We start from the raw sequence: 21008 nt of genomic DNA on the forward strand, positions 1-21008 counted from the left end.
GTTAGCCTTTCTTACTTAGCATTTTCAACAACAAATTTAAATAGATTATTCATATAAGGCGTGTTGGGATTTTTATGCAGCATCTCAGGGTGCCACTGAACTGCCAAAATATTGCCCTGCTCGTTTTCTAAGCCCTCTGGAACACCGTCAGTTGCAGTCGCAACTTCGCGCAAATCCGGTGCAACATCTTTAATCAACTGATGATGGAATGAATTAACTAAGAACTCAGTTTTACCTATTGTCCGTGCAAGTAAACTACCTTCTTTAAGCTTAACGCCATGCGTTGGTAAATCAGGTGTATGTCCTTGATTATGCTTTAAAGTTTTTTCTTTGCGATAACCAGCATCTTGATATAAGTTACCACCGTGAGCAACGTTAATTAGTTGAGCACCACGGCAAACCCCAAGAATTGGGAGTCCTTTTTCTTCCGCAATTTTTAACAATAACATATCAAAATGGTCACGTGCTGGCCAAATTTCACCTATATTTGGTTGCAGTTCTTCACCATATAAATGTGGATCAATATCATGTCCACCAGATAAAATAAGTCCTTGAACATGTTCTACTTGGCCTATAACAACCTCATCATTTGCAGTAAAGGGGATAATGTAAGGAATTCCACCATTTTGAACGACAGAATCAACATAGTCCTCATTAACATAACTACGTCTATATCCATAAAAAGGCCCTTCTGCATCTCTTATTTCTGAACCAGCAATGCCGATAATTGGTTTACTCATCTTTTTCCCCCAATCAAAAATTAACCTACTTTTAATATATTATACATGCACAAAGCTGAACTATGTTGTTATTTGATTGCACTAATAATCACGAAAAAGTAGTAATAATATTCTTTTTTACTCTCATTACGCTCAAAATGGTTTATTATTTTAAGAATAGTCTATTATTTTTAAGGGTGGGTAAAATGAAAATCGTTGAAAAAGTTTACAAAAAACAAAAAATCATGTGGATAACACTGCTAATTTTGCTAGTTGTCTGTCTAATTTGTCATTCTTTTCCTAAAGCTTCTGATATTAACTGGCAAACTATTCTTTCTCTTTTTAGTCTGATGCTTGTAACCCAATATTTCATTCAAATTAATGCGCTAGACTATTTGAGTCAAAAAATAATTGATTTGGCTCATACACACCGACAAATTACTCAATTATTAGTTTTATTAGCAGGCTTTTTAGCTATGTTTTTGACCAATGATGTTGCTATCTTAAGTTTAGTTCCATTATTTTTAGTGATTCATAAGCAAGTTGATGGTCCGTTTATTTTTCCTCTAACTTTAATCACAATTTCAGCCAATCTAGGCAGTGCACTGACTCCTTTTGGTAATCCCCAAAATCTTTATTTGTTTAACCATTACCAGTTATCAACCGCCAACTTTTTCAAAATTTCTCTACCCTTATTGTTAATTAGCTTATTTCTGCTTTTACTATCGACGTTTATAATACCAGCAACTCCTTTGCCATCATTAACACAGCAAAAATATCAACTAAAGCCTTTTTCTCTAGCTATAGCTTTTTTATTGTTAATCGTTACGCTGATGGGCGTATTACATGTTATACCACTTAATTTCACAACTATCGTTGTAGCGGTGATAGCTTTATTTTTGAATTATTCTCTTTTTACCAAAGTAGATTACGGCACCTTGATTACCTTTATTGGCTTTTTCTTAATAGTTGGTATTTTAGGGCGACAAGGTCCAGTCATTAACACAGTCTCTTTCTTTTTAAATAAGGGATCCATAATGACTTATCTGACAGGCATTTTATTGAGTCAAATTATTAGTAATGTTCCTGCAACTTTTATCATTGCCCGCTTTAGCTCAAATATCGTTGCAATTTTTTTAGGAGTTAATGTTGGTGGTCTTGGCACTCCCCTAGCTTCTTTTGCAAATTTACTGGCCTTGAAACAAGCTAACGTTCACAGTAAAAAAGTAGTCTTAGGCTTTGTTGCAATTAATTTCCTTTTCTTACTTGTCTTAGGCGTAATTGTTGGAGTCGCACTGCCGCAATTAATGAAATTCATCTAGTAACTTCAAAATTATCTTGCCCACATTATTCCCCGGGAAATAATGTGGTTTCCCATTTAAAACAAAAACCACTAGTCTAATCGACTAGTGGTGTGTAAAAGCAGCTGAATATACGCTACTTAAAGCTTGCTATAATTTAATCAACTTTTTCAAAGACCTCACAGATCATTGGTGCCTGAGGATAAAACTTCTGTCCACTTTCTGCAAATTCCGCTTCAAAAAATTGATCATGAACTTCACGCCAATACTGGTAGCTACGATCTCCTTCACCTTCATGATATGCATGCTCTGCAGATATCTGATTGTATGGAATAACTTCAACTACCTTGTCCTGAATCACGCAAACGGGATTATCATTCCAATCAAGGATAATATTCCAGTCGCCAACACTTGGCATCTCATTTTCTCGGAAAAATGCTGCAGTTGTTGCAGTCTTAATACCTCTTTTTACTAAGTCTGCTAATTCATTCGCTTCTTCCTTACTTGCTCCAAATGCCCACGCATCTACTTTAGTATCCTCTCCCAAGTTATGCTTCTTGCAAAAGGTACGCCAAAATTGTTCTACTTTTTTCTCCATTATCATACTCTCTTTTTAGCTAAATAAATTGAGAAAAGCTAAACGCTTTTAGTCATAATAATAAATTTGTAAATACCACCGTTGGTATGAACGTTTTCCGAACCAGTTTCTTGATAACCAGCTTTTTGATAAACCTTAATTGCACGCTTATTAAATTCCGCAACGGACAAAATATAAGTTTTAAAAGCAAAGTTTTGCTTCACATAGTCCTCAATAACCTTTATAAACTCTTTTCCTAAACCATGACCTGTTAGAGAAGGCGCCAAACCAAGTCCTATCTCAGCTTTCATTGAATCTTGATCATCTGGCTCTAAACAAAAGAATGCAACTAATTTATTGTCACCGTCTAAAACCTGATAATAGTGATCGCTTCTTAATTCTTGAGACATTATTTCGTCATAATCTTCTTGATCATTTTTCATATCATAAAAAGAATATTCACCCTCGTAATGCCAATCATTGGCAATTATTTCTGCATTAGCCTGCGATAATTGGCCAATTTTTTTAAAAATATTGTTAATCATTTGAGTTTTCCTTATTAACTTATTACATTATATTATTACCCAATATACCCAAAGATAATTCAAAAAGCAAACCACACAAAAACGTTTCTACATAAGCACTAAGCTATGTAGAAACGTTTTTTAGCTATATTTTTAATTAATCGGTTGTCCACCAGTTACACCGTAAACTTGACCTGTAACATAACTAGCCAAATTAGAAGCTAGGAAAATGTAAACATGGGCTACTTCATCGGGTTGACCTGCACGCTTCAATGGCTCTTCCTGACCAAAAGTTGAAAGCGCATCTGTTGGTTGACCGCCACATGCTTGTAACGGTGTCCAAACTGGACCAGGAGCTACACTATTAACGCGAATTCCTTTTGGCGCTAATTCTTGCGCCAAGTTAATTGAAAAGTTAACAATCGCAGCCTTCGTAGAGGCATAGTCGAGCAAAATTGGTGTTGGACTAAAGCCCTGTACAGAGGTAGAAGTTAAGATTACACTGCCTGGTTTCATATGTGGTACTGCAGCTTTAGCCATTTCAAACATTGAAATAATATTAACCTCAAAAGTGTCATGGACTTGATCCATTGTCAATTCATCCAAGCTCGAAATATGTTGCTGAATTGCGGAATTCATTACCAATAATTCTAAGCTACCAAATTCATCAACAGCTTTTTGAACTACTTGTTCTGCTTCACCACTCTTACGGAAGTCAGCCGGTAAAAGAACAGCCTTTTGGCCTGCTTTTTCAATTAACTCTGCCACTTCTTTAGCATCAGCTTCTTCTTCAGGCAAATACTGAATTGCGACATCGGCACCTTCTTTAGCAAAGCCAATTGCAACAGCACGACCAATTCCCGAGTCACCACCAGTGACAATGGCATGGCGTCCTTCAAGTAAGCCATGTCCTTCGTAATCAGCCATATCACCAGCAGGTGCTGGATCCATTTTACTTTGTACACCTGGATATTCCTGCGATTGCTTAGAAAAATCACCGGAATGATAACGCTTTAGTGGATCAGATAAACTATTGTCCATTGTAAAGATCTCCCTTCTTTAGAATCCACCTTCAATTTACAGCGATTCATTTTTTAAAACAAAACATATGCTTATAAAGTAAAGCAAATCATATTCTTTGCTACGGAGATTGGTTTGGTTTTACAATGATGGTGTAAAGTACTGTAATCAAGGAGGCTGAGCTTAATGATTAAAGCTTACAAAAAATTCTGGAGTAACATTTTTAACTTTTCTGGCGTTGCTAGTCGAGGCGAATATTGGATTCCAGTTATTATTAACTATATTTTAGGGTTTATTTTGATGGCACTGGTACAACAAATTTTGGGTCACTCCATTGAAGATATCTATACTTGGGGTGACTGGAGTGCCAAAACTGGTTCTCTAATCATTTCATTTATTGTCTGGCTAGCCACACTTTCACTACGCTTCAGACGTTTACACGACTCTAACCACTCTGGTTGGTGGATTTTGATTAATATCCTTCCTTTCATCGGCCAGCTATGGTTTATCATCTTAATGCTTCTACCTTCAAAAGCTAATAACTATGAATAATTAGCATCTCATTTCGCGATAGCGAGATAAATAGTGCAGAACTGCTTTTAACGCATGAATTCAACCCTCTAGATTGGAGCAAAAATCCATCTAGAGGGTTTTACTATGGTTAAATTCAGTACTACAAAAGCGCACTTAGTTTAATAAAGTTAATTGGGCCATAGAACTAGAAGAAAAATGCAAATCTTTCAAGCAAGACTATGCATGCCAAAATAAAGAGGTATTATGTTGCTTCCGGTTTAATTTTTATTTATTCAAGTACTTTTCGGCGGTAAACCATACAGCTAAAAGGTATTAAAGAAACTTGTTAAGAACCACACTATTTAAGGTCAAAAAGCCGTTAATCATTAAAAACTGCGTTCCTGGTGGTTTCTAAGGATGGTAAAAACAAGCAAAACAATTAAAACTTTTTTAAAGTACGGTAATATATCAGAAACATCTATACTTCTTATTGGTAAGTATTCGGGTGACTTATTAACAAATCAAAAGAAAAGTGAATAAAAATGTTTACTCACTTTTTTTGTTTGACAATTTAACCATAAAAATAACCACTACATTTAGAAGTTACTTCATTAATGTATTACTGCACTTTTTCTTTACCTGCTAGTATATCCTTCAACCATTTTTCACGCTCATCTTGGCAAACATTCATACTATGCTTTTTGCTGGCTTCACCATAAAAGTTTAGTTTTCGATCAATTACTTCCATAGATTTTTCTAAAGTCGTCATTTCTTCTTGCACTTTTTGCTTTTGCTTTAAGAACATTTCTTTTCGTTGATCAATCGTATCAATGCCCTTTTCAGCCAAATGCAGATAATCTTTAATGTCTTTAAGTGGCATCCCTGTTTTTCTCAAGTAAATAATAGTGCAGAGTGTCATAAGGTCGTCAGGTTCAAATTCTCTAACACCATTTTCATCACGCTTAACAAACTTTAATAAACCTATTTTTTCATAATAGCGCAAAGTATATGTACTAATTCCCAGTAGATCACTAACATCCTTTATCCGATATTTTTTCATTATATTATTTCCTTTCAGTTAAAGCGGTTCAATAATCTAAGTTGTACTAATACTAACACTTTCAGTCAAAAAGTAATTTTCAAAAAAGATTTGACTTAGAGCTACTCGAACCCACTATACTTACAGCTAACAACAGAAAGAGGTGTACTTATGAATTTTTTGATTTTAGCAGCTAATGGTCAAATAGCTCGAATTATTGAAAAGCGAATACTTACTGAAAGTGAATTTCAAGATATCAACTTAACCCTTGGGCTCCGTAATTCTCAGCGTTTAGCTTCTTTGAGCCCCAAAGCTAAAATACTAGAAGTTGATTTAACTGACGAAGATGCTGTCACAAAAGCAATGTATATGCAAGATATTGTTTTGGTTGCTGTTGTAGATCATACCAAAAATAATATCATCACAAAAAACGTAATTAAAGCAATGCAGATCAATCATGTTTTTCGTGTACTATTCGCTAATATATTAGGAATATATGATGAAGTCGGCGGTGAATTTGGCCGTTGGAATCACGAATTTGTATTACCAGGACTGGACACTGCAATTAACTCTGACAAACTTCTTAATTCTTCGGGATTACAATACACTACTTTGCGCTTGCCTTGGTTAAACGATCGTGATGAGGTCAAGTATACTATTACCACTCATAACGAACCCTATGTCGGTGTTTCAGCATCACGGAAAAGTATTGCAGATGCCATTTTAAAAATTATTAGCAACCCTAATTTATATGTTAAAGATAGCATTGGAATTGCCGATCCAGAAACTCAAGGCGCAGATCGACCAGTTTATTAAGGAGATATTAATATGAAAGCAGGAACATTTATTGAACCTGGAAAAATAGTGCTAGAAGATTACCCTATGCCTAAACTAGAATCAGAAAATGATGCAATATTAAAAATTGTTCGTTCATCTGTATGTGGTTCAGACCTATGGTGGTTCCGAGGAATAACACAGCTTGATGCGAATTCACTCACTGGGCATGAGGCACTTGGTATTGTTGAAAAAACTGGTAAAAACGTTAGTAAAATTCACCCTGGTGACTTTGTCATTGCCCCATTTACACATGGCTGTGGCAAATGCGCTGCTTGCCTAGCTGGATTTGATGGTAATTGCCTTAACAAAGGCAATTTTAAAAATGGCGGTTATCAGGCGGAATACCTTAACTTTCATAATGTAGATTGGGCATTAGTCAAAATTCCTGGTAAGCCAACTGATTATAGTGATGATCATCTAAATGACTTTTTAACTTTAGCTGATGTAATGGCAACTGGATACCATGCAGCTGCTAGCGCTGAAGTGACACCAGACGATACTGTTGCAGTTTTAGGAGATGGCGCAGTTGGTTTATGTGGAATCATTGCTGCTAAATTGCGTGGTGCAAAGAGGATTATTGCAATGAGCCGCCATCGTGATCGCCAAAAGTTAGCAATTGAATTTGGAGCAACTGATATTGTCCCTGAGCGTGGGAAAGAAGCTGTCCAACGAGTAATGTCACTCACTAATCACAACGGTGTAGACGCAGTCTTAGAATGCGTTGGAACAAATCAGTCAATTCAAACGGCTTTAGCAATCGGCCGCCCAGGCGCAATTGTTGGTCGTGTCGGTGTACCACATAATTCCGATATTGATACTTCCGCAATGTTCTGGAAAAACATTGGTATTCGCGGGGGTACAGCTTCGGTTACCACCTACGACCGTAAAATATTACTAGATGCTGTCCTAAATGGAAAAATTCATCCAGGTAGAGTCTTTACCAAAAGCTTTAAGCTTGATCAAATTCAAGAGGCTTATGAGGCAATGGACCGCCGTGAAGCAATCAAGTCCCTATTATTAGTTGACGATACCACCTCAAACTAACTTGAACTTTTGGCTATAAGTACTTTTACCAAAGCATCTAAATCCATTCCACCTTCTTCCCTTGCTATAATTAGGAAAAGGAAGCGATTTTTATGCATCTAAAAACTCAACTATTAAACTGGTCACAAAACTTATTGCATAAAAAACCGACACAGCAATTGTTTAAACTATTTGATCAATCGACTGATCAAATTTCACAGTTTTGGCATACTTTGCATTCTACTAATTATTCATGGAGCCTTTCTGGCCTTGAGCAAGTTCAAAGCTTTTTACAATTCTGTGCTAAACATAATGAAAAAATTGCAATCCAGCTAAAGAAGCTTGGTCAAGTATCCAGTAAAAGATTAATTCCAATATTTAAAGATCCAACTTTTTTAAAGCTACTTACTAGTAAAATGCAGCTTTCACCTCAAACAACTCAAAAAATTCATACTTTATTAGATAGATTTGCTGGCAATAACAGTAAGATTGAACCTACCAAGTTATTGATAATTATTTTGTTTATTGCGTTAGGTGTTAAAGTGCCACTAGTTTTGGAAGATTCCGTCAACTTTAAGAGCATAGCATTAGCAATAACTACTGTGTTAGATTACGTTACAACTGCCATTCAGCTTGCTCAAGCATTTTCACACAAAAAGTATAAAAACTAATACTAGATTATTCAGTTTTATTAGCAATTCGATATTTAAAAGTGATTCCATGTTTCACATGAAACAGCATCTCCTTTAAGAGCTTTTAATCTTACTAAAAGACTTGTTACACTCCCAAGAATATATTAAGACCTACCAAAAAGGCGACTACAGCTAACGCTATAGTCGCTTTGTTATGCTTTGTTAGAATATTTTGCTATTCCCTCTTTTAGTCTCCCTAAACCATCTTTAACCATGGCTAAAGGATAAGCGAGATTCATGCGTAGAAAATCATTACCATTGCCACGATAAATACTTCCTGGCGATAAAACTAGTCCTGTTTCCTTATCTAAATATTCTGCTAGCCTTTGCGAATTCGAAGTGATTTGACGCACATCAAGCCAAATTAAATATGTTGCATTACCTGATACCACCTTAATTTCTGGAATATTCTCACTAATAAATTTCTCAGTATAAGAAAAATTAGTGTTTAATTGCTTCAGTAATGCTTGTAACCAATCATGACCATGCTCATATGCAGCAATTGTCCCTGGAATAGCCAGTAAATTAGGCTCTGCAAGTTCTTCACTGTTCAGACCTCGATTGACAATCTCACGTAAGTTATCATTTGGCACCACTGCAGTTGCCGCATGTAAAGCCGCAACATTAAAGGTCTTACTTGGTGAGACTAGCGAAATAACACCCTCACGTGAAGCACCCTCAACCGAAAAAGCAGGCGTATACCCTGGTCCCTTGCGTACCAAGTCACCATGAATTTCATCAGATAGGAGCACTACGTGATGTTTAAAGCATAAGTCTGCAACTTTCTGAACTTCTTTTTGGCTCCATACTTTACCAATTGGATTATGAGGATTACAAAAAATCATTAAAGTGGTAAGTGGCAAAGCTAATTTTTGTTCAAGGTCTTCCCAGTTAATTTCATAGTTTTCATCATCAAATTCCAAGTCACTGGACAAAACATGTCGCCCATTATTTTCAATTGAATTGTAAAAAATATTATAAACGGGTGCTTGAACTAAAACGTTATCACCGATATGTGAAACTCGCCGAACAATCGATGAAATTGCTGGCACTACACCAGTAGTGAAAATCATCCATTCTTGTTGTGGACGGTGCCCATGCTCTTCTGCATACCAATTGGCCACAGCATTAAAATAATCATCTTTAGGCCATTCATAACCGAATACACCTAGTTCAATTTTCTTCTTCATTGCATCAATGATTTCTGGTGCTGTTTTAAAATCCATGTCAGCAATTGACATTGGTAGTTCGTTTGGTGCAACGTCCCACTTAACAGAGTCTGTTTTTCTTCTATCTGGCACATTAACAAAATCGTAATTAGCTTTCATTATTAATCCTTTGGTTCCTGATTCTGATCTGACTGATTTGTATTCAATTCAATCTTATCACAATCTATCTTTGTATCAGCAGGATCTATTTTTGACTTATCCATAATTAATTCGCCGATTACATGAGCAGAAATTTTTCCAGAAATTGGGTTTTTAACACTATCAATTTTCGAAGTCACTTCAGCATCTATATTTGAAACATATTCAAAAGCTAAATCTGTATGCAGTAGCTGAGTATCTCTTAACTTTAAATTGTTAATATAATTAAGGCCCTGACTGCTAATGACTTTGCAGTTAATAAACTCAATATTCTCACTGTTCCATGCTAAGTACTCTCCATCAATAGTTGAATCATAAACTTTTACGTTTTTACAGTTCCAAAAAGCGTCTTTAGCAACAAAAGTTGAATTATGTACTTCAATGTTTTCTGCACCATCAAAAGCGTAATTGCCAATTATACTGACATGATCTAAGTAAATGTTTTTGCTGTCTTTGCCAAAATAATCGCCGCTAATTTGACTATTAGTAATTTTAAGATCTTCACAGGACCACATAGTCTCTTCCGCATTAGCAAAATGAACATTGTCCAACGTAATTTTTTGTGCACGTCTAAATAATTTAGGAGCTTGTAAAGAAGAGTTCTTAATAGAAATATTTTTTGTGTACCAAATGCCACTGCGAGCCATCGTTTCAAAGACAGAATCTTCCACATCAACATTTTGATCGTACCAGAGTGGATACTTCCATTTAAAAATTGAATCTTTCACTTTAATATTGTTTGCTTCTTTGAGTGGAGACTCCCCTTGACCAAAAGTGACTCCGTCTAATTCTGCATCATTAAGTCCAAAAAGGATCCTTTCGCCTTCAAAAAAATGATTTTTAATACTTTTCATTTATTTTCTTTCTCTAAATCACAATATCTATATCTTTTATACACTCAATTATTTAACAAAAAGTATGAAATTAAAAATACATATTATTAAGCTTACTTAATTACTATTAGTTATTTTGTTACTACGCGTATGTAAAAAGTGGGCCTCAGAGATTATGTCATCTCTAAAGTCCACTTTTTCAATAATTAATCCTCAGTTGTCATTTCTAAGAACTTAGTAAAGCCACCTTTATAATCACGTTTTGTCGCAACTAGTTTTAAAAATTCTTCCTGACTGACGCCTTTAAATTTCAAATATGCTGTTAAGACTTCATAGACATCACCTAATTCTTCAATCAGATTGTCTTCTGTCTTAGCTTCAACAACTTCCTGCGTCTCTTCAATCAACTTATTTTTAAGGGCTGGCTCAATTTCTTCTTTAGGCAGCTCTCGATATGTAGCCTCTGTGGCAAATTCCGGTATCTTATCTCTAACTAATTTTTTCATTTTGCACTCTTTTCAAAATAAATCATTCTTAGTTTCATTAACCTAACCCTATTATATTACTTTTTAAAAAAGTGCTATAAAAAATAGTTATAAAATATTTCCCAGGAAATATTCTTGCTAAGTAACCCTACAATTAGTAATTTTTATTTTGCGCTTTTATAGTAAAGACTTAGCACCTAGCAGTATTAATAACACCCCAGTAGTTGGCTTCATATACTTTGTGATCTTTGTTTTTGCCAGTAATTGTGCCAATTTGGGGGCAATTATTGCTCCTACTAATGCACCAATCATTAACGGTAATCCGGCTGCCCAATCTACTTGGCCTCCTGCAATGTGGAACAGTGAACCTGTAGCGGTCATAAATACTAAAACATAGGTTGAGGTAGCCGTTGCCTGAAAGTCCTTTAAGCCAAGCAAAAACAGTCCAGCAATAATTACAGCTCCTCCGCTCATTCCTGCAACACCGACCATTAGTCCACCAAAAATCCCGAATAAACTTGCCTGCAATCTGGCATGGCCTTGCTTATGTATTGAATCCGAAGTCTTATTTTTCTTTTGGATGAGCATATTGATGCCAAGTAAAATTAAGACCACACCTATCAACCATTTGTACAAATTAGCAGGAATATATTTTGATAAGAGTGCACCAACTATTACGGCAGGAATTGCTGCCAATAACATTTGATTACCAATTTTAGTGTTAATTTTTCCTTGACGATAATAGCTCCATGCGCCAATAATTAATGAAGGTAAAACAGTCATTAATGAAGTTGCCGAAGCACTTGCAGCCTTTAAGCCAAATAAACCTGTTAATATTCCTAAATAGATTGCAGCACCACCGCCACCAAACAGGATAACAAGAGTGCCTATCACCAAACCGATTAGCAATAATAGAAAAATTTTCATTATATTTTGCCTTCTTAAATATTAAAAGCTAAACTATATTTACAATATGTAATTATAGTTTACATGCTGTAACAGTCAAGTCTATTCGAGGTTAATAATGCCACGTCAAATTTTATCCAAACAAAAAATCATTGAAACTAGCGTTTCTTTAATCGAATCAGGTAGTGAACTAAGCTTTTCGCTAGTTGCCCAACAATTAGGTACACGCTCACAAGCACTTTATAGTTATTTCTCTAATCAACAAGAATTAAGCTATTGTGTCGTTGCTTGGGCCATCAACCAAGTAAGTCAGCAACTTCAACAAAAAATCTTTGGGCAAACAGGAATCAAGGGCATTATCGCTTTGGCTACAGAGTTCCGCACACTTGCACTCAAGCATTTCAAACTAACTCAGCTAGTTCTAAAAATGCCTCGGACTAATGCTTATCCCGAAGTAACTGCAGCCTTTGAGGAGCTACGCTCTTTGATAAATCAACTATTGGCTACTGAATATTCAGAACCAAAGCAGCAGTTGATTGCTAGTCGCTATCTTCGTGATTTAACAATCGGCGATATTGTAAATGTTGGAACTGGTTGGTTTGCGGATAAATCACTACCAGCTGACAAGAGTTTTCCAAAAATGTTAGAACAAGTTCTAAAGAACATTGCCAATTAAAAAGGTGACGAGATTTAATATCTCGTCACCTTTTCTATTTTTAATTAATCAATTGTTTGGACCCAACCCTCTGGACCTTCTTGCTTTCCATATTGAATATCAACTAGCTCATTATAGAGTTTAGTTGTTACTGGACCTGTTTCTGTTTCACTATAAATGACATGTTTTTTACCTTCATAAGTGATCGAACCCACTGGTGAAATAACTGCAGCAGTACCCATAGCTCCAGCTTCTTTCATGTTAAAGGCTTCTTCCAAAGTGATTTGTCTTTCCACTGGATTTAAGCCCTGCTTTTTAGCTAGTTCCAGCAGTGACCTCTTGGTAATTGAGATCAAGATTGATTTAGATTTTGGTGTAACAAATTGACCTTCTTGGGTAATACCGTAAAAATTAGCGCCACCAAATTCATCAACATATTTGTGCTCTCGTGGATCAAGGTATAAACAATCCGCAAAGCCATTTTTATGAGCCTCAACTGATGGCAGCAAACTGCTGGCATAGTTACCAGAGGTCTTTGCTTGACCCGTACCAGCATAAGCAGCACGGTCATATTCACTAACAATATAATCTGCTGGGTTAAGCCCCTTAATATAAGCGCCAACCGGAACAGCAAAAATGCGGAAGGTATATTCATTGGCTGCCTGAACACCCAAAACATTGGATGTCCCAATCATAAAGGGACGTAAATAAAGTGTTGCGCCACTATCATAAGGTGGCACATACTCCTTGTTTGCCAAAACTACTTGCTTAACAGCTTCAACAAAACGATCTTCTGGAAATGGTGGCATTGCCAAACGCTCAGCAGATAATGCAAATCGATGCGCATTTTCATCGGGACGAAACAAGTTAATCTTACCGTCTTCTCTACGATAAGCCTTCAGTCCTTCAAAAATTTCTTGACCGTAGTGCAAAATTTCTGCACCTTCGGAAAGAGCAAGAGTAGAATCTTCAATCAATTTTCCCTCTTGCCACTCGCCGTCTTTATATTTAGCTTCATAACGATATGGTAAATCGCGATAAACAAAGCCTAAATTTTTCCAGTCAAGGTCTTCTACTTTTTGTTTCATAGCAATGCTCCTACTTTTTCCTTAAAAACTTCAGTTAAAAATTTCTTTTTAACTTTTAATTATTATTTAATTGTTAACTAATGTAAACCATAATTTTGCTACTGTCAACAGCTTTCCAAGGATTAATTCTAAGAGTCTCTTCGTCAAAAATGTCACACGTGAAACACCACCCTATTTACTTGTAAAAAAGTTTATATAGCAAAAAAGCCATTCCTTTCGGAATGACTTTTAAGCAACGATTATTCTTTTGTTTCTTCAGCTTCAGCTTGCTCATCTTTTGAATCAGCTTTTGGCTCAATATCTAAAATTACTTCATCATTGAGATAAACATGCTTATCATCAGCAGTAAATTTAACTTCTTTGGTATCAGGCTCTTTTAGCAATAATTTAGCGATTGGCGTCTCCATGTCTTGTTCAACTACTCGACGAAGAGGACGTGCACCAAATTTCTTGTCATACCCTTTTTCAGCGAAGTAAGCTTTAGCATCATCAGAAACTTCAACTTTGACATCTTTCTTTGCCAAAACATGTGACATCTTCTTTAGGTAAATGTCGATGATCTTAGTCATGTCAGCTTCAGTCAATGAATTAAATGGCACAATTGCGTCTAATCTGTTCAAAAATTCTGGTCTGAAGTATGCTTCTAAGGCCTTAATCATCTTATCGTGATCCACTTTGCCATCTTTTAACAAGTTGTCAGAGTAACCAGCGTTTGAGGTCATGATTAGAATTGTGTCCTTGAAGGAAACAGTTCTGCCTTGAGCATCTGTTAAACGTCCATCATCCATAATCTGCAATAATGCGTTGAAGACTTGTGGGTTAGCTTTCTCTATTTCATCGAACAGAATTAAGCTGTAAGGTTGGTGGCGAACTTTTTCAGTTAATTGACCGCCTTCACCGTAACCAACGTAGCCAGGTGCAGAACCAATTAACTTGTTAACTGCCATTTGATCTTGATATTCTGACATATCAAGTCGAATTAGATGATCTTCACCACCAAATAATTGAATAGCAAGTTGCTTAGCCAGTTCTGTCTTGCCCACTCCAGTTGGTCCAGTTAGTAAGAATGAACCAGTAGGACGATTGTTATCTTTGAAGACTTGCTTACGAGCAATTGCATCAGTAATAACATCAACAGCATTGTCCTGATCAATAACAGCTTTCTTCAATTTTTCAGCCAAGTTGAGATTCTTTTGACTTTCGTTAGCATGCAATTCGCTCATTGGAATCTTGGTCTTAGCTTCAATTAAAGCGTAGATATCTTGATCAGTTACCTTTGGTGTTGCAGTTTCATCAATATGCTCGGCCTGTTCTTGAAGTTTTTCAATTCTCTTCTTCAAGTCGCTTGCCTTTGCATAGTCTTCATTTTTAGCTGCTTCTGCTTTCTCTCTTTCAAGACTGCTAATTCTCTTTTTCAGAGTGGCTTCATCACTTGGAACGCTGTCGAGACCTTTTTTAGCACCGGCTTCATCCATTAAGTCGATTGCTTTGTCAGGTAAATAACGTCCCTGAATATACCGTTGTGACAATTCAACTGCTAAACGCAAAGCACTGTCACTGTATTTAACGTGGTGATAGTCTTCATATTTCTTCTTTAACCCTTCCAGGATTTTAACAGTTACATCAGTTGAAGGTTCTGGAACTTGAACTGGTTGGAAACGACGTGCTAGAGCAGCATCGTTTTCGATTCTGCGGTATTCCCCTGTTGTAGTTGCACCGATTAAGTTTAAGTCGCCACTTGCCAAAGCAGGTTTCAAAATGTTTGCGGCATCACCACTATTGTTTTCAGAATCTGTTGAACCAGCACCAACAATGTTATGAATTTCATCGATAAACAAGATGATGTTAGGATTCTTCTTTGCTTCGTCAATGACTTTCTTCAGGCGCTCTTCAAAACTACCACGTAGACTTGAGCCTGCAACCATGTCATTAATATTAATTGCAATAATGTGCTTGTCCTTCATCTTGTCAGGAACATCACCTTGAGCAATCTTTTGAGCTAGACCTTCAACAATTGCAGTTTTACCAACTCCCGCAGGACCTACCAAAACTGGATTGTTCTTCTTACGTCTACTCAAAATTTCTATTACTTCTTGGATTTGCTCATCACGACCGATTACCGGATCGTATTTATTGTTTTTAGCTTGTTCAACCAAGTCAATACCAATTGGTTTCTCCTTTTTTGGTTGACCAGGCATTTGTTCGCTCTGATTAATTCCTTGTGGAGAAATGTTCATGCTTGAATAGTGAACTGGGATAGAGCCATTATTATCATCGTTAAAGAAAGAGTTGTTAAGTTCGTTAAATAAATTATCAAATTCGTTGTCAAAATATGCCATAAATATGCACCCCTTTATAGGATAAAATTTGTAATTAGCACTCGACGTCTTCGACTGCTAATTGCTTACATATAATATTCTAACAGGTTATCCACAGAATGCAACCTTTTTGCAAAACTTTTCCACATTTTATTTGTGAAATTTATTTTGTAGCAAAAAACCTTGCAATAATCGCTTTTTCGACTACTACAAGGCATAGATTTTGGGTTATTTTTGATATAAATTTATGTGCTCACGCAAATATTTTGCCGTTAAACTATCTTTCTGGTGTGAAATATCCACAGGTGTCCCACAGGCAATTATCTTTCCACCGTTCAATCCGCCACGCGGACCCATGTCAATCATATAATCACTATTAGCCATAATATCGAGGTCATGTGTAATTGTAATGATTGTTGCATGCTGGTCTAACAATTTTTGAAAAACCTGCAGCAACGTTCTAACGTCACTTGGATGCAAGCCCACGGTTGGCTCATCGAAAACAAAGAGGCTGCCTTTTTGTTGGTGGTGAATATGGCTGGTTAATTTCAATCGTTGCGCTTCTCCACCTGATAATGCTGGCGTTGATTCTCCTAAGTGAAGGTATCCTAAGCCCATATCATGCAGAGTTTCAATTGTCTTAGCAATTTTTGGTTCATCCCCAAAAAGATTTTCTTTCAATGCATCATCAACTGAATAGTCCAGCACGTCCGCAATACTTAAATCATGCCATTTAACCCTTAAAACGTCCTGATTAAAACGGTGGCCACCGCATACAGAACATGTCTCCACCATGTCCGGTAAATACTGAATATCAAGTGAAATTACCCCAGTTCCTCCACATGACGGACATGCTCCTTCTTTATTATTATATGAAAAATGGGAGGCACGATATTTCAACTTTTTAGCGAGCGGCTGCTGGGCAAATAACTTACGTAAGTTATCCATAATGTCTGTGTATGTTGCTACCGTGGAACGTTGGTTTTTACCAACAGGTGACGAGTCGACGCTGATCACATTTTTGATGCCATTGCTTGTAAGCCTAGTCACCCACTCAGGCTTAACACTACCTTCTTTTTCAGCCTTTAGAGCGGGTAAAAGTGAGTCTAGAATCAAAGTCGTTTTTCCAGCACCGGAAAAACCTGTAACAGAAGTAAGGCGTCCAACTGGTATCTCAGCATGGACATCTTTCAAGTTGAAGCGCTTATTAACAGTTAAAGCAATTGTGCCATCTTTAAAAAGATCATCAGGTTTAGCACTTTTTCTTACATATAACGGTGCATCCCCAGTTAAATATTGCCCTATTAATGAAGCATTAGTTTGCTCAATTTCTTTCGGGGTTCCTTGCGCAATTATTTGACCACCTTCTGAACCCGAACCAGGACCAATTTCAATTATCCAATCAGCTGCCTCAATAATAGAAGTTTCATGGTCAACAACAACAAGCGAATTACCTTGGTTGACGAGCTCATGGAAGACCTCAATTAAGCCAGCAACATTATCTGGATGCAGTCCGACAGATGGCTCGTCCAAAACATAGAGCACTCCTGTCGTCTCTGTCCTCAAGGTCCGACCAAGCTGAATCCGTTGCAATTCACCAGTAGATAAGCTATTAGCTTGACGATCTAAGCTTAAGTAGTCTAGACCCAATTTTAGTAATGGTTTAACCTGATGCATCAGTTCACCAGTTAAGTTTTCAGCTAAATCATGCATGTCTGCTGGAAGCCATGCCATAATTTTCTTTAAATAGTCTGCTAACTCACCCAGCGTAAGTTGTTCGGCCTCGATAATGTTCTTCCCTGCCACCAACTGATTCCAGCGACTTGGATCAACCCGATAGCCGTGACAGCGTGGACAAGGCTTGAAACGATAAAAAGAGTTGATTCTTTCTAAGCCGCGTTCAGACTTAGTCGTTTTGCGTGAATTCGCGACAGCGTTATAGGCATTTTCATAAAGTGCGTCGAGGTGATAAACTCGCCCAGTCGAAGTTGGAATATCAACTGGTATTTTCCGTTCCTCACCGTGTAAAACAATTTCTTTTTCATCCTCGGACAATTCTTTATATGGAACATCTGTCCGAACACCTAGCTCACGGGCAATGCGCCACATCCAATTTCTTCCGGGGATTTGCCATGTGGCAACTGCGCCATTTTCCAATGATAGATTTTCATCTGCAATAATCTTATCATCGTCAATTTGTTCAACGGTTCCTAACCCCTGACACTTTTGACATGCACCATCTGAGTTAAAAGCAAAGTCTTCAGCACTAAAAGCATAAAACTGAACACCGCAGGTTGGACAAGTAACACGTCCCATTGCCTCTCCAGTTAAGTCCATCGCTTCAGCAATTTTAATGGTTGGCGCTAATCTATGCCCATTAGGACATACAGGTGAGCCCAAGCGTGAAAAAATCAAACGTAGGACGTTAAAAACCTCTGTTACTGTGCCCACGGTTGACCGAACACCAGGAACAGTTGGGCGCTGGCGCAAAGCAAGTGCAGAAGGAATATGACGCACTTCATCAACCTGTGCCCTACCGACCTGACTAATCCGCCTTTTAGTATAAGCTGCAAGTGAATCGAGATAACGTCGTGCCCCCTCTGAGTAAAGAATCCCCATTGCGAGACTCGATTTCCCCGAACCGCTCAAGCCTGAGATTGCCACGAATTTATGTAGTGGGATATCAACATTAATATTCTTTAAGTTATTAACTTTGCCACCGATAACTTCAATCTTAGTTGGCTGTTCATGATATTTCATCGATTACTTCTCCTTCTTCTTGGCTTTAAATTTTTTTCTGGTCTCCCAGGTCGATCAGGTTTTTTTAGCAAATACTCCCGAATGGCTTGTATTACCTGTTTATTTTGTGGCAAATCCGAGTGGTCTGCCTTTTCGCCAGTGACCGTCATTGCCGTGTAAGATTTGACCTGTTTTTGAAAAATAAACTTACCTGCGGCAACACTAGTTTCTGGCACAATTCCATCTGATTCATAGCTTTTGCCACCAGATAACGAGTAGACTTTCAAGTTTTCCGGAAGTGCTGTACGGTTTTTAATAAAATCAGCTAGCATCTGTGTACGGTTATTGATGTTATTTTCAGTAAAATTGTAAGGCGTTCCCAACGTCATCAACCGCTTAATCCTTACATCATCAGAATACTGTGCATAGTAATGTTCTAACCAGTATGTCCAAATAAGACCACCATTTGAATGTCCAAACGCCTTAAAATTATTAAATTTATAATTTTGCATCAAAGACGTAAAGGCAACGTCTAGCCAAAAAGCCTGTTTTTTAATATTGGCATAACCGTCTTTATTATTCGCAAAGCCAATAATGATTATCGGTTCCTGATCATTCTTATTAATCGACCCACTATACGATAATTTTGCTTCACGTGAAACAGTAACTTTGAGAACGCTATGCTCATTCATTGTCGTTTTGTTCAGCTGATCAATTAGTTCATTAAAGCGCTCAGTTGTGGCACTTGAGCCGGGTACCATGATGACTGGGGACATCATCGAGCGACTCCGCTCTGCGTGCGCATTATTCTCCTTTTTCATCCAATAATAACTGGGAATAGCAATCACTACTAACAACGCCACTAGCATCAGCAGCCATTTAAAATTAGGGTTCTTTCGTACCTGCATTAGAACTGACTTCCTTTCCCAGCTTTTAACATTTCCTCAACCTGTTCATTAATTTTCATAATCGGCCACATAATACAAACATCGAGTACAAAAAGCGCAATAGTAAACCATAAAGTCCCCCAATTGCCATTAGTGCCAAAAAAGGAAAGCAACACTCCAGGCGTTCCTTTCAATATTGGATAAACGCACACTGGAATCATATGTAGACTAATCGCTAGTCCAGCCAACGCCATATTAACCAATGGAATAATGACACTAGGTAGAACAAAGAGCGGATTAAGCATTACCGGTAAGCCTGCCGAAAAACCTAAGCTTGAGCCAAACGCTACCGGTAACAAATTGATTTTTGCAATGGCAACACTGGTTTTATTGTTTTCTTGCGTGCGCCGCATAAGCAAAACAACAATAATTGCTAAAATCACACTGGCACCGCCCATCGTGCCATATGTTCTGATTAGAGAACTACCTAGAAATTTGTAAGGCACATTCCAAGAGCTACCGTTCTGAAAAGCATAGGTCAAGTTTTCGGCTGTATATGCATTGCTCGTCGTACCGGAAAGTGCGTGAAGTGGATAGCCGATGCCCATCCAGTTCAAGAGTGTCGTTATTGCCGACAAAAACAAAACTTCTGCCAAATTATTAGTTGTTTGCATTCGACCAACTAATTCACTAAAGCTTGCCGTATCAAGCACCTTTATTTGTAACTCATAGCGAGCAATCCCGAGCAAAATTCCAAAAGCAATGGATATCATAAATGGCAAGGCCGCGTTCCAAACTCGCCTTCGTAGCCACTTCGTGTCCTCATTTTCCACTTGCTGATAATTTTTACCGCATAAATGAAAAATTTGCCCTACACCAAATCCAACAAGCAACGCAATAAAAAGTGCATTTATTTGTAAAAAACCACCTGTAAAAGAGCCATGTCTTGGCCGACTATTGCTTGTTGCATATGAGCAAAAAAGCATGATTAAAACCGCAGCGATTCCCGACATTGTAGAATCTTTGTGGTAGATTCGCGCCGTGTATCGCGCCATAAAAAAGCTGGCGTAAATACCAAAAACGCCAAAGGTTACTTCAATCATGCCACGACAAACAAACGAGCCTGCATACCAAAAATGGTCTGTCATGATCTTATCTAGGCCAAAGATATTATAAATTAGGCCATCCGGTGAAAAAATTAAATCATTAAAAAGATTAAAATATGTTCCAATCACAGCAATTGGCATTAACATCACCAGAGTTCTTTGCGCGGCGCGGAAAAATGACCACTGCCTGATTTTTAATATAGTTTTAGTAGATAAGTTAATCATTGAGCAAGTCCTACTTTGTTGTATCTCTTTGAATTAAAATATTACTCCAATTGTCTAAGGGCTTCAATTTTTTAAGTGTGGCAGCAAATGATTAATTTGCCGTCTTGCAACCTAGCGAAAATGTTATAATAGAAACGATTACTAGAAGGTGGAA

Annotated in this window: 20 protein-coding genes; 6 read left to right on the forward strand and 14 right to left on the reverse strand. The window is 37.3% G+C overall.

What is annotated here, in order from left to right:
* Positions 1 to 11: 11 nt before the first annotated feature.
* Positions 12 to 740: a gamma-glutamyl-gamma-aminobutyrate hydrolase family protein gene (locus F5ESL0263_RS08305; RefSeq protein ID WP_122036304.1), complete on the reverse strand. Its 729-nt coding sequence runs from the start codon at positions 738 to 740 to the stop codon at positions 12 to 14.
* A 62-nt stretch (positions 741 to 802) separates the two neighbouring features.
* Here F5ESL0263_RS08305 and F5ESL0263_RS08310 point away from each other — a divergent pair, with 62 nt between their 5' ends.
* On the forward strand, positions 803 to 2041 hold the full coding sequence (locus F5ESL0263_RS08310; protein ID WP_122036306.1) for an SLC13 family permease: 1239 nt from the start codon (positions 803 to 805) through the stop codon (positions 2039 to 2041).
* 136 nt (positions 2042 to 2177) lie between these two features.
* Here F5ESL0263_RS08310 and F5ESL0263_RS08315 read toward each other — a convergent pair whose 3' ends face one another.
* The 3 genes from F5ESL0263_RS08315 to F5ESL0263_RS08325 all read right to left on the reverse strand — a co-directional run bounded on the left by F5ESL0263_RS08315 (position 2178) and on the right by F5ESL0263_RS08325 (position 4162).
* Positions 2178 to 2618, reverse strand: a complete 441-nt coding sequence (locus tag F5ESL0263_RS08315; protein ID WP_122036308.1) for an ASCH domain-containing protein — start codon at positions 2616 to 2618, stop codon at positions 2178 to 2180.
* 38 nt (positions 2619 to 2656) lie between these two features.
* Positions 2657 to 3142, reverse strand: a complete 486-nt coding sequence (locus tag F5ESL0263_RS08320; protein WP_122036310.1) for a GNAT family N-acetyltransferase — start codon at positions 3140 to 3142, stop codon at positions 2657 to 2659.
* A 132-nt stretch (positions 3143 to 3274) separates the two neighbouring features.
* Entirely contained in the window at positions 3275 to 4162 is an 888-nt protein-coding gene (locus tag F5ESL0263_RS08325; protein ID WP_122036312.1) for an SDR family oxidoreductase, read from the reverse strand.
* Positions 4163 to 4327: 165 nt separating this feature from the next.
* Between F5ESL0263_RS08325 and F5ESL0263_RS08330 the strand changes: the two genes are divergently transcribed.
* Positions 4328 to 4693, forward strand: a complete 366-nt coding sequence (locus F5ESL0263_RS08330; protein ID WP_046307992.1) for a DUF805 domain-containing protein — start codon at positions 4328 to 4330, stop codon at positions 4691 to 4693.
* Positions 4694 to 5273: 580 nt separating this feature from the next.
* Here the strand turns inward: F5ESL0263_RS08330 and F5ESL0263_RS08335 are convergent.
* Positions 5274 to 5714: a MerR family transcriptional regulator gene (locus tag F5ESL0263_RS08335; protein ID WP_122036314.1), complete on the reverse strand. Its 441-nt coding sequence runs from the start codon at positions 5712 to 5714 to the stop codon at positions 5274 to 5276.
* A gap of 150 nt (positions 5715 to 5864) precedes the next feature.
* Between F5ESL0263_RS08335 and F5ESL0263_RS08340 the strand changes: the two genes are divergently transcribed.
* The 3 genes from F5ESL0263_RS08340 to F5ESL0263_RS08350 all read left to right on the forward strand — a co-directional run bounded on the left by F5ESL0263_RS08340 (position 5865) and on the right by F5ESL0263_RS08350 (position 8224).
* Positions 5865 to 6509 carry an NAD(P)H-binding protein gene (locus tag F5ESL0263_RS08340; protein WP_122036316.1) on the forward strand — a complete coding sequence of 215 codons (645 nt, stop codon included), beginning with the start codon at positions 5865 to 5867 and terminating at the stop codon, positions 6507 to 6509.
* Positions 6510 to 6521: 12 nt separating this feature from the next.
* Positions 6522 to 7574: a zinc-dependent alcohol dehydrogenase family protein gene (locus tag F5ESL0263_RS08345; RefSeq protein ID WP_122036317.1), complete on the forward strand. Its 1053-nt coding sequence runs from the start codon at positions 6522 to 6524 to the stop codon at positions 7572 to 7574.
* A 92-nt stretch (positions 7575 to 7666) separates the two neighbouring features.
* Positions 7667 to 8224 (forward strand): hypothetical protein, encoded by a 558-nt coding sequence (locus tag F5ESL0263_RS08350; RefSeq protein ID WP_122036319.1) that lies wholly within the window; start codon positions 7667 to 7669, stop codon positions 8222 to 8224.
* A 173-nt stretch (positions 8225 to 8397) separates the two neighbouring features.
* On the opposite strand, the gene F5ESL0263_RS08355 is transcribed toward F5ESL0263_RS08350, so the two are convergent.
* From F5ESL0263_RS08355 to F5ESL0263_RS08370, 4 genes are all read right to left on the reverse strand, one after another.
* Positions 8398 to 9573: a MalY/PatB family protein gene (locus tag F5ESL0263_RS08355; protein ID WP_122036321.1), complete on the reverse strand. Its 1176-nt coding sequence runs from the start codon at positions 9571 to 9573 to the stop codon at positions 8398 to 8400.
* A 2-nt stretch (positions 9574 to 9575) separates the two neighbouring features.
* On the reverse strand, positions 9576 to 10466 hold the full coding sequence (locus tag F5ESL0263_RS08360) for a DUF3737 family protein (RefSeq protein WP_122036323.1): 891 nt from the start codon (positions 10464 to 10466) through the stop codon (positions 9576 to 9578).
* Positions 10467 to 10651: 185 nt separating this feature from the next.
* Positions 10652 to 10951, reverse strand: a complete 300-nt coding sequence (locus F5ESL0263_RS08365) for a nucleoside triphosphate pyrophosphohydrolase (RefSeq protein WP_074426198.1) — start codon at positions 10949 to 10951, stop codon at positions 10652 to 10654.
* 156 nt (positions 10952 to 11107) lie between these two features.
* Positions 11108 to 11857 carry a sulfite exporter TauE/SafE family protein gene (locus F5ESL0263_RS08370; protein ID WP_122036325.1) on the reverse strand — a complete coding sequence of 250 codons (750 nt, stop codon included), beginning with the start codon at positions 11855 to 11857 and terminating at the stop codon, positions 11108 to 11110.
* Between the two features lie 97 nt (positions 11858 to 11954).
* Between F5ESL0263_RS08370 and F5ESL0263_RS08375 the strand changes: the two genes are divergently transcribed.
* Entirely contained in the window at positions 11955 to 12512 is a 558-nt protein-coding gene (locus F5ESL0263_RS08375; RefSeq protein ID WP_122036327.1) for a TetR/AcrR family transcriptional regulator, read from the forward strand.
* Positions 12513 to 12556: 44 nt separating this feature from the next.
* Here the strand turns inward: F5ESL0263_RS08375 and F5ESL0263_RS08380 are convergent, their stop codons facing one another.
* The 5 genes from F5ESL0263_RS08380 to F5ESL0263_RS08400 all read right to left on the reverse strand — a co-directional run bounded on the left by F5ESL0263_RS08380 (position 12557) and on the right by F5ESL0263_RS08400 (position 20854).
* Positions 12557 to 13579, reverse strand: coding sequence for a branched-chain amino acid aminotransferase (locus F5ESL0263_RS08380; RefSeq protein ID WP_122036329.1), 1023 nt, complete (start codon positions 13577 to 13579; stop codon positions 12557 to 12559).
* 239 nt (positions 13580 to 13818) lie between these two features.
* Complete coding sequence (locus F5ESL0263_RS08385; protein WP_122036331.1) at positions 13819 to 15918, reverse strand: ATP-dependent Clp protease ATP-binding subunit; 2100 nt, start codon at positions 15916 to 15918, stop codon at positions 13819 to 13821.
* Between the two features lie 207 nt (positions 15919 to 16125).
* On the reverse strand, positions 16126 to 18657 hold the full coding sequence (locus F5ESL0263_RS08390; RefSeq protein WP_122036333.1) for an excinuclease ABC subunit UvrA: 2532 nt from the start codon (positions 18655 to 18657) through the stop codon (positions 16126 to 16128).
* Complete coding sequence (locus F5ESL0263_RS08395) at positions 18654 to 19544, reverse strand: alpha/beta hydrolase (RefSeq protein WP_122036335.1); 891 nt, start codon at positions 19542 to 19544, stop codon at positions 18654 to 18656. The genes F5ESL0263_RS08390 and F5ESL0263_RS08395 overlap by 4 nt, the downstream gene beginning before the upstream one ends.
* Complete coding sequence (locus F5ESL0263_RS08400) at positions 19544 to 20854, reverse strand: PTS sugar transporter subunit IIC (RefSeq protein ID WP_122036336.1); 1311 nt, start codon at positions 20852 to 20854, stop codon at positions 19544 to 19546. Before F5ESL0263_RS08400 ends, F5ESL0263_RS08395 begins: the two co-directional genes overlap by 1 nt.
* Positions 20855 to 21008 lie beyond the last annotated feature (154 nt).

The organism is Lactobacillus sp. ESL0263, assembly GCF_003692845.1.
GTDB lineage: Bacteria > Bacillota > Bacilli > Lactobacillales > Lactobacillaceae > Lactobacillus > Lactobacillus apis.

Coding starts and splice junctions, on each gene's coding strand:
- F5ESL0263_RS08305 (WP_122036304.1), bottom strand. CDS start 740: ATGAGTAAACCAATTATCGGCATTGCTGGTTCAGAAATAAGAGATGCA.
- F5ESL0263_RS08310 (WP_122036306.1), top strand. CDS start 803: ATGTTGTTATTTGATTGCACTAATAATCACGAAAAAGTAGTAATAATA.
- F5ESL0263_RS08315 (WP_122036308.1), bottom strand. CDS start 2,618: ATGGAGAAAAAAGTAGAACAATTTTGGCGTACCTTTTGCAAGAAGCAT.
- F5ESL0263_RS08320 (WP_122036310.1), bottom strand. CDS start 3,142: ATGATTAACAATATTTTTAAAAAAATTGGCCAATTATCGCAGGCTAAT.
- F5ESL0263_RS08325 (WP_122036312.1), bottom strand. CDS start 4,162: ATGGACAATAGTTTATCTGATCCACTAAAGCGTTATCATTCCGGTGAT.
- F5ESL0263_RS08330 (WP_046307992.1), top strand. CDS start 4,328: ATGATTAAAGCTTACAAAAAATTCTGGAGTAACATTTTTAACTTTTCT.
- F5ESL0263_RS08335 (WP_122036314.1), bottom strand. CDS start 5,714: ATGAAAAAATATCGGATAAAGGATGTTAGTGATCTACTGGGAATTAGT.
- F5ESL0263_RS08340 (WP_122036316.1), top strand. CDS start 5,865: ATGAATTTTTTGATTTTAGCAGCTAATGGTCAAATAGCTCGAATTATT.
- F5ESL0263_RS08345 (WP_122036317.1), top strand. CDS start 6,522: ATGAAAGCAGGAACATTTATTGAACCTGGAAAAATAGTGCTAGAAGAT.
- F5ESL0263_RS08350 (WP_122036319.1), top strand. CDS start 7,667: ATGCATCTAAAAACTCAACTATTAAACTGGTCACAAAACTTATTGCAT.
- F5ESL0263_RS08355 (WP_122036321.1), bottom strand. CDS start 9,573: ATGAAAGCTAATTACGATTTTGTTAATGTGCCAGATAGAAGAAAAACA.
- F5ESL0263_RS08360 (WP_122036323.1), bottom strand. CDS start 10,466: ATGAAAAGTATTAAAAATCATTTTTTTGAAGGCGAAAGGATCCTTTTT.
- F5ESL0263_RS08365 (WP_074426198.1), bottom strand. CDS start 10,951: ATGAAAAAATTAGTTAGAGATAAGATACCGGAATTTGCCACAGAGGCT.
- F5ESL0263_RS08370 (WP_122036325.1), bottom strand. CDS start 11,857: ATGAAAATTTTTCTATTATTGCTAATCGGTTTGGTGATAGGCACTCTT.
- F5ESL0263_RS08375 (WP_122036327.1), top strand. CDS start 11,955: ATGCCACGTCAAATTTTATCCAAACAAAAAATCATTGAAACTAGCGTT.
- F5ESL0263_RS08380 (WP_122036329.1), bottom strand. CDS start 13,579: ATGAAACAAAAAGTAGAAGACCTTGACTGGAAAAATTTAGGCTTTGTT.
- F5ESL0263_RS08385 (WP_122036331.1), bottom strand. CDS start 15,918: ATGGCATATTTTGACAACGAATTTGATAATTTATTTAACGAACTTAAC.
- F5ESL0263_RS08390 (WP_122036333.1), bottom strand. CDS start 18,657: ATGAAATATCATGAACAGCCAACTAAGATTGAAGTTATCGGTGGCAAA.
- F5ESL0263_RS08395 (WP_122036335.1), bottom strand. CDS start 19,544: ATGCAGGTACGAAAGAACCCTAATTTTAAATGGCTGCTGATGCTAGTG.
- F5ESL0263_RS08400 (WP_122036336.1), bottom strand. CDS start 20,854: ATGATTAACTTATCTACTAAAACTATATTAAAAATCAGGCAGTGGTCA.